The organism is Alteromonas profundi (assembly GCF_010500865.1).
In the GTDB taxonomy this organism is placed as follows: Bacteria; Pseudomonadota; Gammaproteobacteria; order Enterobacterales; family Alteromonadaceae; genus Alteromonas; species Alteromonas profundi.
On record NZ_JAAAWN010000001.1, the window covers coordinates 231978 to 245846 of the forward strand.

A 13869-nucleotide genomic window follows, 5' to 3' on the forward strand; every position below is an offset into this window, starting at 1 on the left:
AATCTCATTGGTGTTATACAGGTAGGCGTAATTATCTCTTAAATATGCCTATTTGTATCAACTTCTTGAGGTTGTGTAATTTGATTGCTATTTTATGTTCACACTAGTTAAGACAATAAGAATGGTATGAGCAAAGGGCTAATTGAGCGCTACATTAACGCCAATGTTTATGAAAGTGGCATGGTTGACACCGGTATTAAAGGGGTTCAGCTATTTAAGATAACCGAACCTATACGCTGCGCTCCCGCCGTTTATGAACCTTCAGTCACCGCTATACTTACCGGACGTAAAGAGGCAATTTGGAACGGGGATAAACACTATTACGATAATAGTGAGTACATCTGCTGCACTATGTCGATGCCAATAGAGGCGGGCACGCCTGAGGCATCTGCAGATAACCCGCTAATTGGCGTATACATTGCGTTAGATACAAAGATGATGACTGAGTTAGTACTGGAAATGGAAAGTACCGTGGGCCCTACTCGAACACTAGGCAAAAACGAACAACCCCAGGGACTTTCTACCGCTTCATGGGATGATGACTTTAGTGAGACGCTATATCGGCTATTGCAACTACACTCCAACCCTACCGACTTAGCTATGTTAAGTGCCAGCCGGTTGCGCGAACTTTACTACGCGATATTAAAAGGCAGTGCCGGCAATTCATTCAGACGCGCATTTGGGGTGGGTAACGAAGTAGCCCGTTCTATTGAATATCTATCCGCTAAAATTAGCGAGCCTGTCACAATCGATGAGATGGCGGAGTACATAGGCATGAGTCGTGCTGTTTTTCACCGAAAATTTAAGCAAGCCACTAATATGTCACCTATACAGTTTGTTAAATCTATGCGTCTTAATAATGCGGCGATGAAAATATCCGAAGGGGTGAATGTGAATGTAGCTGCCATGGAAGTGGGTTATGTAAGCTCATCTCAATTTAGTCGAGAATTTAAGCGGGTATATGGCGTGTCGCCGAAACAATGGGGAAAAGCTCAGCAACTTCAGTGAAAGACCTACTTTAAAAGGTACCACAAAAGCCGATGAAACTATTTTGCGTTGGGGAAGCGAAAAGGTATTCTTAATGGTACTTTAGCGAGCGACATGCTTCAATTGTCGATTAACCGTCGTCGACAGAACGCTAAAGGGGATGGGGTGAAAAGTTGGCGCTAGTTTTGCTTTTATACTTTCCATTACACATAAGCTTATTAGACGGTTTTACATTTCATGGATGTTACTTACGCCAAACCTTCGTTATTTGATTACATAGGTAATACAGCAAATAGCCAAAATGACTTGCAGGCCATCGTAGATAAAGCCAATGAGTCTAATGCGTTGCAAGATTCACTGGCGACCTTTAAAGGGCAAATTAGTAGCGGTAAAGTCGACGGTTTGCTTGATGATATGGAGAAAGGCGAAGCCGTGTTGAAGGGGAGTCAAATTGCGAACTACCTGGCCTTCAACAGGCAAAAGCTTGCCGAGGAACTGAGCGAAGTAGCGGCAAAGTTTGGTCTTGAGGAAACGGCTCAAATATCTATAAAAAATCAAACGCTTACTGTTGATGAAAATGTTGATCCCCGTTTACAAAATTATTTAGATAAAGATAAACGACTCGGTTCTTTAATCCTTCAAACTTCAGTCCTAACAGATGCTTGTGAATGAACAGCAGTTAAAGGGGCTGCTATCAGGCTACGATATCGTAGTCCATCGGCTGTAGCACTATAGCGCATGAGGCTTATAAGCTGTGATCATGATTAGCGTTTAATTATCACGGACTAGCCGTAATAATGTAGGATAATCAGCAGCTTAATACAGGGTAATAGTGGTATGCGTGAAAAAGAATACCAATCATCGAATTGGTGAACTTGAGGCGCTTCTTGAAGAAAAGCGCACGCGGATTGCCTATTTAGAAGAACTGTTCCGTGTTGCCCCGCACAAGCAGTTTGGTGAAAGCACCGAAGGGCTCACTGGGCGAAGTGAGTTGTTTAATGAAGCGGAAGAACTGGTTGCTGAAGCTGAATCCGCCGAAGAAGCGATGAGTTACAACCGCAAAAATCCGGCACGTAAACCGCTACCTAAAGACTTTCCTCGCGAAGTTATTGTTCGCGATATTACGGATGACGAAAAATATGTGATTGTTGTACGTATGAACTTCATCGCATTGGTGAAGATAAGTCAGAGAAGTTTCAGTTTATCCCCGCTCAGGTAAAAGTGATTGAGTGTGTTCGCTCTAAATACGCGTGTCGTACTTGCGCGAAGGATGGTATTAGCAATACGGTAAAACAAGCGTCTGTGCCTCACAGCGTTATCTCCAAAGATTATATTACCCCAAGCTTGTTAGCTCAAATCTTTACCAGTAAATATCAGTATTGCGTACCGCTTTATCGCCAAGAGGATATGTTTAGACAGCATGGTATTGAACTAAGCCGTAAAACCATGATTGATTGGATAAGCTGCTGCGCTGAGCTGTTTAAATCCCTTTACGAGAAGCTTCACAGCCACCTGTCAAAGCAACCCGTTATAGCCGCGGATGAAACCACGCTGAAAGTCATTGAATCTGAAAAAGCGAACAGTTATATGTGGCATTACGCGAGTGGCGTTGGCTCGTATTCTGGGTGTATACCTGGCGCAAAAATACCTAATATAATGCTCTACGATTATTATAATAGTCGCGCAGGGAAATGTGCTATAGGCTTCCTTGATGGCTATAGTAGGCTAGTACAAGTGAATGGCTATAAAGGCTACAAGCAAACACAAGCGACGCTCATTCATTATTGGGCACGTGCGCGAATGAAGTTCACGGAAGCGAAGAAAGGCACAGGTAAATAAGGCAATGGGAAAGTAGAGTGGACACTCAATCACCTCCAAAAAACCTACCGCATCGAAACACAGTCAAAAGGCAAAACAATGGAAGAACGCTACCTTGCCAGATTAGAAAAAAGCCTACCGTTCACACATGGCTAACAAAATCGGTTCAACAGGTACTACCGAAAACCCCAGTAGCCTAAGCAATAAAATAGATCCTAAATCAATGGGAAAAGTTAGCGCGTTACATAAGAAGGCGTGCTGAATATTGATAATAATCGCGCTTAACGCGCGATCAAATCGTTCGTTATAGGCAGGAAAAATTGACTGTTTAGCTAAACTGCAACGAACGCAAACGCCACGGCAATACTTACAGCATTATCGAAATCACAAAGGTCAACGAGCTTAATGTGTTCAAGTCATGTGATGACTTGCCTTGATGCATACAGCGGGCCCGTCGTCGACATCGAGCAACTAGTCCCAAGATAATTTGCTAATCGCTAGGTGGGATTACCGGACGTGTACAAATGAGAATGGTAATTCATGTCTGTTTTTATCTCGTCAAAATTACAATGTTACAATTTGATAACATTTTAACTTGCATAAGTATACTTAGTTGTGTGATGATGGCCTCCACTAAATAGAGAAATTAAACAAACATTGATTGCAGTGCTTTTTCAATGGATTGTAAAGCAGGAGGTAACACAACATGGCTTACATTTTTGATTCAGTAAGAACGCCAAGAGCTAAGGGAAAAGAGGGTGGTGCACTGGCTTCAATGAAACCGGATGAACTTGTGTCAAATTTAATTACAGCAATCGCCCAGCGCACTGCCAGTGATATAAAGCCCGACGCATTAATTTTAGGTACTGTAGGACAAGTGGGTTGTCAGGGGGGGAACATTGCTCTGGTGTCCAAATTTAGAGCTAACTTACCGGATTCGACGACTGCATTCTCACTCAATAATTTTTGTGTTTCTGGACTAACTGCGGTTTCTCAAGCCGCTGCTATGATTGATTCTGGTCAAGCAGAAGCGGTCTTAGCCGGTGGTGTGGAAATGATGTCTAGTGTGCCATTTATGGCTGACAAAGCTGATTTTTACACGGACAGAAGTTTACCTCTGCGCAGTCGCTACTTGTTAGTTGCTCTAGCCGCTGATCGTTTAGCCGATGAACAAAATATCACTAGACAAGAGCTTGATGAAGCAGCTCTAAGGTCTCAACAACGCACAAAAGCTGCTGAAGATAGCGAATTAGTCGCATCTCGGATCCCAGTCAATGGCTTAGATCGCGAAGAGTGCCTACATGTTGGAACCCAAGCGTCTTTAGCATCCCTCGAACCTGCTTTTGGTGGTGCAGCTAAATACTACAAAGAAATTCTAGGCAAGGATATCGATCATCGTCACACGATTGCCCATGCTCCACCCCTTTCAGATGGGGCTGGTTTAGTGTTAATTGGCGCTAAAGATGCCATAGATGCTAAACCCCGGGCACGAATTGTTGCTTGTGCTGAAGTGGGGGGCGATCCCGCAGAGTCACTAACGGCGGGTATTGATGCCATGGAAAAAGTATTAGAGCGTTCTGGTTTGTCGTTAAACGACATGGATAGAATTGAATACATGGAAGCCTTTGCAGTTAGTATCGTCAAATTTCTTCGTGATTTTGATGTGTCTCCAGATAAGGTCAATGTTGCTGGCGGCCACTTAGCTAAAGGCCATCCTCTGGGAGCGTCGGGGGCAATATTACTATCTACTTTACTCGACACTTTAGATGTCGCAAAGGGGCGATATGGTCTCGTAGTTGCTGCGGGTGCTTCAGGCATTGGTAGTGCCATCATTGTTGAGAGATTAGGGGAATAAGTATGAATGAACAACAACCTTCGATAGATATCGTCGCCAAGCATCAAACAACCCTAGATCACGCTATACAGGCAGTTAAAACTCGAAAAAGCTGGAGTCCGTTTAAAGACTCTCCTTCAACTAAGATACATGGTCCAGAAAAACCGGGGTTAGGTAAGGCTGCATTTGAGGCTCATTTGCATCAACCCTTTAGTCTCGATTTACCTGGGATTAAAGGTTGGGCAGGAGAGGAAGTCTCGCCTTTCACTCAACAAAAACTAGGCATTACATACCCCCTATGCGATCCACATGCCACCATAACGGCGGCAAAAAGCAGTATGACAGATTGGGCAAAAGCAGCGCCTAATTTAAGAGTCTCATTGTGCCTAGAAATTGCTGAACGCATGTACGATAGAAATTTTGAGATGGCACATTCGGTGATGCATGTGGCTGGGCAAAGTTATACCCAAGCCTTTAGTGGTTCAGGTCCAAATGCATTAGACCGTGGTATTGAGGCTTTAGCGTATGCTGCTATTGCTATGGACAATGTGACCCCAAGCGCCCAGTACCATCGGATGTTCGGCCGTGAAGAAGTTAATTTAGAAAAAACCTATACCTTAGTGCCCCGAGGTATTGGCCTGGTCATTTGTTGTGCGTCATTTCCAACCTGGAATGCCTATCCTGCAATGTTTGCTAGTCTCGCCACCGGAAACCCAGTTGTGGTTAAACCGCATCCTATTGCTATTTTGCCAATGGCGCTGGTGGTCGAAACCTGTCGTGCTACTTTGGCCGAATTTGGATTTGACCCCAATTTAGTCACTTTGGCAACCGACACCCTTGCAGAGCCTATTGCACAACAATACATTGATCACCCTGATGTGCAGATCATTGATTTTACCGGTAGTCCTCGTTTTGGTAATTACTTAGAAAGTACCGTTACTCGTAAGCTGCTTTATACCGAAACCGCTGGGGTAAATAGCGTAGTGGTCGAGTCGGTCGATAACTTAGCAGAATCAATGCGTGCTATCGCGCGCGCGACCTGTTTATTCTCGGCGCAAATGTGCACCAGCCCGCAAGTGGTATATGTACCAAAAGAGGGAATTAAAACAGCACAAGGGCATGTAAGTTTTGAGCAGGTGGCGCAAACTATCGTCAGTGAGATCGACGTTATCGCGCAAGATCCCAAACTAGCTGCTGGTATTATGGGCGCAGTTCAAGGGCAAGTCAGTCTTGATGTTGTCGAAGCTGCCGCAGCAATGGCAGACGAACAAGGTTTGTCTATTTTACGTCATGCCAAACCCTACAATCATCCGGATTTTCCCAATGCGCGAACACGCACACCTATTGTGATCTCTGCTACATCTGAACATAAACAAATGTATTCCGAAGAGCGTTTTGGTCCAGTGTTATTTATTGTGGCGGCAAATAGCGGTAATGATGCCGCCCAAGAAGCCACCGAACTAGCGCGTACTCGCGGTACTATTTCCTGTTACATGTATTCAACCGATGAAGATTATATTGACCACTGGGTTGATGTGTATGCACAAGTGGGAGCGAATCTAACAATTAATCTTACCGGTGCTATGTGGATTAATTTCGCGGCAGCATACAGTGATTTTCATGTTACTGGCTTGAACCCTGCTGGCAATGCTTGTTTAGCTGATTTGTCCTTTGTGGCTTCACGTTTTCGAATTGCTCAACGACGTCGGCCGATTACTGAGGGCGCAGCATGAGTCAGAATGTGTATATTGTTGGGGCATCAATGACGCCCTTTGGTAAACGTATTCACGAAACGGTTAAGTCTTTAACTGTTCAATCAGTGGAAGCAGCTCTTCAGGATGCAGGTATCAGCAAACAAGCTATTCAAGGTGCTTGGTTTTCAAATACTCGTCAACAAATGTTGGAAGGTCAAAATACCATTCGAGGGCAAATTGCGCTGCGTGCTGTAGGCATTGAAGGGATCCCAATCATCAATGTTGAAAATGCCTGTGCCTCAGGCTCAACGGCGGTTCATCAAGCTATGGCCGCAATAAAAGCAGGCATGGTGGATATTGCGTTAGTGGTTGGCACTGAAAAAATGGTTTACAAAGATCGCCCTGAAAAAGTGGCGGCTGCATTTGCTGGCGGTACTGATATCCACGACCAAAAAAGTGTGCTCGATTATATTGTTTCCATTGGCGGAGAGAAACCCGGACCTGATCGCAGTTTGTTTATGGACCTATATGCCGCTCAAGCGCGGGTGCATATGGATAGTTTTGGCTCAACCCAAGAAGACTTCGCTCGTATCGCCGCCAATACCCATTGTCATGGACAATATAATCCGAATGCTCAGTATCGCACTCCTTTTACCGTTGAACAGGTTTTAGCCGATAAAAGTATCGTTCAACCCTTTACTCGCGCCATGTGCGCGCCCGTCAGTGATGGCGCTTCTGCATTGGTGTTATGTAGTGAAAAAGCATTAAAACAGATTGGTTTGTCCCGTGCGGTACGTATTCGCTCATTAGCGTTATTAAGCACCATTACACGGGATAAGTTTGATTACGCTCATCACATTAGTCGAAGAGGGGCCCAAGTTGCTTATGAAGAAGCTGGCATTGCTGCTAAAGATATTGACGTTTTAGAGGTACACGATGCCACAGCGTTTTCTACCTTGGTTCAAATCGAAAATTTAGGTTTATGTGAGCAAGGAGAAGTGGGAGCCGCTTTAAAAAAAGGAGATTTTAAAATTGGTGGACGAACACCGGTTAACCCCTCTGGTGGACTGCTTGCCAAGGGACACCCTGTCGGCGCTACCGGCATCGCCCAAATGTACGAATTAACTACCCAGTTGCGCGCAGAGGCCGGTCAGCGACAAGTCGATGGTGCACGTATTGGTGTGGCAGAAAACGGTGGCGGCTTTCTAGGTGTCGAAGAGGGTGTGACTACAGTTACGGTTTTGGAAAAGGTGTAATTTGAAGCCTCATCTCTAGCTAAAACACCATAAGAGAATTGAATAAATGAATGAAGCTAAAGCTTTAAATTTAAAGTTGCCAGTATTTTGTGCCCCAATGTTTCTCGTATCAGGCCCTGAGCTGGTCATTGCCGCATGTAAGGCGGGGATCTCTGGTGCATTTCCGTCCACCAATACCCGCACCATTGAAGAGTTAGATGAGTGGATGCATAAAATATCCAGCGCCCTAACGGATCAAGATGCTCCTTGGATAATGAATCTAATCACCCATTCAACCTATACCCGCTTGGAAGAAGAATTAAAACTTGTGGCTAAGTACAAACCCGCCATAGTGATCACTGCTTTGGGTTCACCCAAACCGGTTATGGAAACAGTAAAGTCTTATGGCGGTATGGTGTTTGCTGATGTGGTGGATTTGAAGCTGGCTAAAAAAGCCGCGCAAGCTGGTGTTGATGGATTAGCGTGCATTAGCGCTGGCGCGGGTGGCCATACTGGTCAACTCTCTCCTTTTGCATTTATTTCCGCAGTGCGGGAATTTTTTGATGGTTATGTTGCGGTAGGAGGCGGCATTTCCGACGGCGCAGGTGTGGCTGGAGCCATAGCCGCGGGGGCTGATTTTGTGTATATGGGCACGCGGTTTTTGCCAGCAAAAGAGAGCATGGCACAAGCCGAGTACAAAGACATGGTAGTGGCAGCAAATTCAGATGACTTAATCGTCTCAGCGGCCATTACCGGAACAAAAGCATCCTGGCTGAAACCAAGTTTGCTCAAAGCTGGAGTTGATCCCGAGACTCTCAACGATAAAGGGAAACGAGATTACTCCGGGGGAGGCGACAATAAACGCTGGAAAGATATTTGGGCGGCAGGGCAAGGTGTTGGCCGCAGCCACAGCATTGAACCCGTAGCTGATATTGTTGCTGATCTCGCCAAGGAATATGAAGCAGCCATCCAGCGATTTAAAAGCAAAACCCAAAACTAGTCGGTTCGACGGTATGTGGTTTTTGCCTATGAGATTTTCTTTATTCAGTAAAATAAGAGGCTAGCTTTATGAGCAAGATTTTAAATGGCATTCGAGTATTAGATTTTGGTCGATATATTGCTGGGCCTTTTTGCGCCACACTTCTTGCCGATTTAGGTGCGGACGTTATTCGCATAGAAAAACCCAGTGGCGGTGAAGACCGTTATACGGTGCCAATAAATGCTCAAGGTGAAGGGGCCTATCATACTCAGATTGGTCGAAATAAACGCGGCATAACCTTAAATCCAACGTCTGAAGAAGGTCGTGAAGTGGTTCGTAGGTTAGTTGCAACGGCTGATGTGGTGGTGGCTAACTTGCCTTATCCTGCCCTAAAAAAACTGGGGCTAGATTACGAAACCCTTAAACAGATTAAGGGGGATATTATTTTGACTACGGGCTCAGCATTTGGCTCTACTGGTCCTTATGCCGCAAAAGGTGGTTTTGATACCGTGGCTCAAGCCATGTCAGGCAGTATGTATCTAAGTGGCAGTGAAGATGAGCCTGGGAAGTCCTTTGCACCATATAATGATTTTGGTACTGCATCATTAAGTGCTTTTGGTACCTTAGCTGCTTTGATGCACCGCGGACAAACCGGCGAAGGCCAAGTGGTTGAAGGCACATTGTTAGGAACTGCTTTAACCTTTAATAATGCTCCGTTAATGGAAGAAGCTGTATCTGCTTTAGGGCGAACAGGCAGTGGAACTCGGGGGCAGTATAACGCGCCAACCGACTCATTCCGTACCCTTGATGGTTATGTCACAGTGCAAGTCGTTGGCGTGGGAATATTTAAACGTTGGGCGAATTTAATGGGTGAGTCGTCTTGGTTAGATGATCCTAGGTTTGCCACCGATCAGTCCCGTGGCGATCACGGTGATATTATTTGTCAGCGAATGTCACTTTGGTGTGAACAGCGAACAAATCAACAAGTAGTCACTGAATTAGCCCAAGCCGGTATTCCATGTGGGGAGATGTTAACTCCCCGAGAAGTGCTAAAAAATGAGCATGTGGAGGCCGCAAATATGTTCCAATACTGCGAATATCCTGGTGTTGAAACTCCTACTCCTATTGCGGATCATCCTATTCGATATTCAAAAACTAAGGTCGATGATTTTACCCGAGCACCCACGTTAGGGGAGCACACCACTGAAGTACTCAGTGAAGTGGGTTACACAGCCGAACAGATAAGGGGATTCAAAACAAACGGGATAATTTAAGCAAAACGCACTCGTTACTGACTAAGCTTGCCCCGACTGTTACGGATTTGCAGTGCGTAGGTAATATCCGTTGGCAATACCTCTTGTTTACAGCAAGAACACACCATTTCAAGCTTGAGAGGATCTCCGCATATATTATGGGTAAGCAGCAGTGGTGGTCCATCAGGGGAGGGTAGCCATTTGTCTCCCCATTGCATTAAGGTCAGTATTATTGGATAAATACTCATACCTTTTTTAGTCAGTTTATATTGAATCCGTCTAGAATCTCCAGGCACTTCGGTGGTGATCAGAAACCCATCTTCACATAACTCTGAAAGGCGATTGGACAAAATATTAGTGGCAATATACGTGGCTTTAAGTATGCCTTGAAACTGATTGATGCCACTGAACAATGAGCGAAATATCAACATGCCCCAGCGGTCTCCGATGATTTGAACACTGTCATCGAGTAACGTTGTACTGCTGCTAGACTTAGATGTTTTTCTTCGCCTAGCACTGTATTCAGCCTCCATTTCTCCAGCACCTGGGCCAGTTTCCCAGCTAACATCTAATGGGCTAATTTCAGTGCCGCAAGACTCACAGGCAGGAAAGGGTTCGGTGGTGTTGCCACATAGTTTATGGGTTAAGACAATTTCAAGTTTCCCGGATTTTTGTCCCCATTGACGTTCCCAATGCAGCATTGCTAGCGCAACGGGATACAGGTCGATAAATTTTTCAGTGGCTTTATATTCGTATCGTTTGGGGCGCTCACTGTATGCAACTTTAACCATACAACCTTTATCAATTAGACGTTTGAGTCTATTGCTTACAACAGGTTTTAGTAATTTAGTTTGTTGGCAGAACTCATCGAATCGTCTAGCTCCGAGCCAATAACTCTCCATAAGCAACAAAACTGGACTGTCACCAATAATCTCAAGTGCTCGCCAAATTGAGCAAGTCTGAATGAGCTTTACATCTTTAGGTGCACTCTCCAATTGAATCGGTTCCTTATTTTCTGACACGTAAGCTAACTTCCAAATCTAAAATATACCTTCAATTATAAAGGTGTGATTATGAAAGTTACTAGCATTATATTTGTTAACCTCTTTTATTGTCTAAAAACCTAATAAAATTCACCGCAGTTCCATAGCTTGTCGATTTATGTTCGTTACGTATGAGGTGTTGCTACCTTGCATAAAACTTAGTTTAGTAACGAAAGTAAAGAGGGTGCAATTTGAACAAATGCAAAAACAAGTTATTCACTAAACTAAGCTCACATGCAGTCAAACCCGCGTGCTTCCTTGGTACTGGCTAATACTAATCGGTACCGACGATAAAAGATGCGCAGGTAGTTGCACTACCACCTAGGTTAAAAATACCCACATTGTTGGCATTTTCTATCTGGTAATCGGCACATTGCGCTGTCGTTTGTTTATAAGCATCCAACATCATTCTAACACCAGTTGCGCCAACAGGGTGCCCCAGACCAATGAGTCCGCCGCTAGGGTTAATAGGTAAAACGCCATCAAAGGCAATGATGTCATTTTCTATGGCTTTCCATGATTCACCAGGTGCGGTCAAGCCTAAGTGGTCAATTAGCATGTACTCGGTCATAGAGAAACAATCATGCACCTCGAGTAAATCTAAACTATGTACATTTTCCAAGTTAGCGCGCATTAGTGCATCTTTAAAAGTGCGCTTCACGTGGGGAAATATCAATCCATCTTGTTCACTTAATTCCAATTTACGGTTCATCAATAAAGGTGCACTTCTATGTCCCCAACCTTTTATTCTCGGGATTGAATATAGAGGAATGTTGTGTTTTCTTGCATATTCAGTTGCGTAACTTTGCGACGCTAAGAATACCACCGCTGCACCATCGGTGATTTGTCCACAATCTTGTTTTCGTAGTCGCCCCTCAACGATGGGGTTAAACTCGTTATCATCCATAAAACTCTGTTCATAGAATTGCCAGTTACGGGTTTGAGAGTTGGGGTTACGTTTAGCATTAGCAAAATTGAGCTCTGCAATTCTGGAAAGGTGCCGAGTATCGATACCATATTTATGTTGATAGTGTTCAAGCAGGTCTGCAAACATTTTCGGCCATACATAGTTGCAACCTTCGGTTTCTTTACCTACCCAAGCTGCTGCGCCTAAATACTCAGCTCCCGTGGCTGAGTTAACATTGCGCATTAACTCTATACCCATCACACAGGCTACTTGATAATGACCAGCTTCCAAATCGCGCATGGCACTTAGTAGGGCGATGGAGCCTGACGCACAGGCTGCTTCATGACGCGATGTAGGTATGTCTGCAAACTCTGGAACGGCGTGGGCGAAAAAACCATTAAGTTGTGCTTGTCCGGTAAATAGGTCAGACACAAAGTTACCCACATGGGCAACATCTACATCCTTAGGTGGAATCTTTGAGTCGATTAAACTTTGTTGTAAACAACTTTCAAATAAGTCGTATATTCCTTTGTCTTCGCGGGCCCAATTGCGACGAAAATCAGTCTGATGGCCACCTAAGATGTAAATGTTTTGTCCAGTCATAACACTCTCTTTAGCTATTGATTACTTTTATAAACCCGCAGCTTTGTCGCTGCTAACCCAACAGGCGTGGAATCCAACAGGCACACGACTGGGGATTTTGAGACGACAAATGGGGCCAGCATCCACTTTTCTTGCATCGAGAATAATAGCTTCACTTTCACCTGTTTCAGTATAGGTAAGAAAACTGATTAGGTACCCATCATCTTCATTAACAGCATTATCCGCAGGGGCAAATGGCGTTTCAGAACCACAGCTTCCAACAGGAAACACGTAGGTTTGATTTTGTCGTGTTTGATGGTCAAATTTAAAAATCCCACTAAAATTAATTAAGCTTTCTGTGGGCATTAAGGTTGAGTAGCTATAGCGGTATTTTTTGCCCGTCTTCCAATCTGCATTGATCATTGGGAATTCGACGTTGGTATCGTCAAGTTGCTCTTCTGTGGTTTCGCCTGTCGCCAAATCAAATACCCAACGGTAAAGTTTTACATCTTTCCAAGTGCCGGCAGACTCCATTCTTTCGATAACACCATCACCAGGTTTGCGTGGCGTAATCGGATCAGGTTGACGACAGCCATCCATAATAATTTTACCGTTCTCTTCGTATGCATTTACGGTGTGGTACATGTAACAAGCACTAGCATCGAACCATTGAATGTCTTTTGTACTACCATGCCTAGGTACAACGGCAAATCGGCTGGGACGATCTTTAAAAAAATGTAATCCGTGACTGCCTTGATTCCAATGTAGAGGTAAGTCCATCAAAATTGAGTAGTTTTCAGTGATTGCCATATCATGGGGTAATCTAGCCCCAGGCAATGGTATTTCAATGAAATTGGTTAGCTGTCCAGTCTTATCCACCACACCGTAGGTCATGTAGGGCTCTTCCATGTTGTAATCGAAGAACATGAGTTCACCGGTGGCATCGTCAACCTTGCAGTGGGCAGACACTTGTCTGGGCAATTTACTGTTAAAGGTTTCTTGTCCTTCAGTTTCCAAGGTGACCGGATTGACTCTATAAGGAATACCCGTTTGATAGAAGGTGGTCAACAAGGCGCCGTTGTGCCATACCACATCGGTATTGGACGCATCTTTAATGGAAAAATCACTACCACTTCCTGGCGGCGAGCTTGGATCTGGTCTTGGCATTGCATAACCAGGCCACAAAGCGTTTTGCGCTTCACTTTCCATGTTAAAATGTTTGGTTCTTATCCAGCGATTTTTGTAACTCGCATTGCCATCTTTAAAGGATAAAGTGTGTAACATGCCATCACCATCAAACCAATGGTGAGGGCCCTTACTGGCAAAACGAGGATTAGCGCCATTGCGAACATATATTCCAGTTAAATCCTCTGGTACTTTGCCTTCTAGTACCTCTAAACTATCCACTGTATGTTCAAATAAAGTCGGGCCTAGTGCACCGTGTAAATAGGGGTTCACATTGTGAAAATGCTGTTCCTCTTTGGTCCACTCCGGAGTATCTAATTGCTCATACTCTTTAATCATTTTCGAATTCATA

10 protein-coding genes and 1 pseudogene are annotated in these 13869 nt (G+C 44.4%); 8 read left to right on the top strand and 3 right to left on the bottom strand.

Going from position 1 to position 13869, the window contains the following annotated elements; translation table 11 throughout:
* Nucleotides 1–126 precede the first annotated feature (126 nt).
* The 8 genes and pseudogenes from GTH32_RS01030 (at nucleotide 127) to GTH32_RS01065 (ending at nucleotide 9821) form a co-directional block, all read left to right on the top strand.
* Nucleotides 127–1008 carry an AraC family transcriptional regulator gene (locus tag GTH32_RS01030; protein ID WP_163083372.1) on the top strand — a complete coding sequence of 294 codons (882 nt, stop codon included), beginning with the start codon at nucleotides 127–129 and terminating at the stop codon, nucleotides 1006–1008.
* Between the two features lie 216 nt (nucleotides 1009–1224).
* Nucleotides 1225–1659, top strand: coding sequence for a hypothetical protein (locus GTH32_RS01035; RefSeq protein WP_163083373.1), 435 nt, complete (start codon nucleotides 1225–1227; stop codon nucleotides 1657–1659).
* Nucleotides 1660–1828: 169 nt separating this feature from the next.
* A pseudogene (gene tnpC, locus GTH32_RS19775) lies at nucleotides 1829–3291 on the top strand (IS66 family transposase).
* A 220-nt stretch (nucleotides 3292–3511) separates the two neighbouring features.
* A complete protein-coding gene (locus GTH32_RS01045; protein WP_163083374.1) occupies nucleotides 3512–4660 on the top strand; it encodes an acetyl-CoA C-acyltransferase in 1149 nt (382 codons plus the stop codon).
* A 2-nt stretch (nucleotides 4661–4662) separates the two neighbouring features.
* Nucleotides 4663–6372, top strand: coding sequence for a phenylacetic acid degradation protein PaaN (paaN, locus tag GTH32_RS01050; protein ID WP_163083375.1), 1710 nt, complete (start codon nucleotides 4663–4665; stop codon nucleotides 6370–6372).
* Nucleotides 6369–7589, top strand: a complete 1221-nt coding sequence (locus tag GTH32_RS01055) for a thiolase family protein (protein ID WP_163083376.1) — start codon at nucleotides 6369–6371, stop codon at nucleotides 7587–7589. Before paaN ends, GTH32_RS01055 begins: the two co-directional genes overlap by 4 nt.
* A 46-nt stretch (nucleotides 7590–7635) precedes the next feature.
* Nucleotides 7636–8568, top strand: a complete 933-nt coding sequence (locus GTH32_RS01060) for an NAD(P)H-dependent flavin oxidoreductase (RefSeq protein WP_203565304.1) — start codon at nucleotides 7636–7638, stop codon at nucleotides 8566–8568.
* A 68-nt stretch (nucleotides 8569–8636) separates the two neighbouring features.
* Entirely contained in the window at nucleotides 8637–9821 is a 1185-nt protein-coding gene (locus GTH32_RS01065; protein ID WP_163083377.1) for a CaiB/BaiF CoA transferase family protein, read from the top strand.
* Between the two features lie 14 nt (nucleotides 9822–9835).
* On the opposite strand, the gene GTH32_RS01070 is transcribed toward GTH32_RS01065, so the two are convergent.
* The 3 genes from GTH32_RS01070 to GTH32_RS01080 all read right to left on the bottom strand — a co-directional run bounded on the left by GTH32_RS01070 (nucleotide 9836) and on the right by GTH32_RS01080 (nucleotide 13868).
* Nucleotides 9836–10822: a winged helix-turn-helix transcriptional regulator gene (locus GTH32_RS01070; RefSeq protein ID WP_203565305.1), complete on the bottom strand. Its 987-nt coding sequence runs from the start codon at nucleotides 10820–10822 to the stop codon at nucleotides 9836–9838.
* A gap of 295 nt (nucleotides 10823–11117) precedes the next feature.
* Nucleotides 11118–12353: an acetyl-CoA acetyltransferase gene (locus tag GTH32_RS01075; RefSeq protein WP_163083378.1), complete on the bottom strand. Its 1236-nt coding sequence runs from the start codon at nucleotides 12351–12353 to the stop codon at nucleotides 11118–11120.
* A gap of 27 nt (nucleotides 12354–12380) precedes the next feature.
* Complete coding sequence (locus GTH32_RS01080; RefSeq protein ID WP_163083379.1) at nucleotides 12381–13868, bottom strand: carotenoid oxygenase family protein; 1488 nt, start codon at nucleotides 13866–13868, stop codon at nucleotides 12381–12383.
* Nucleotide 13869: the final 1 nt, after the last annotated feature.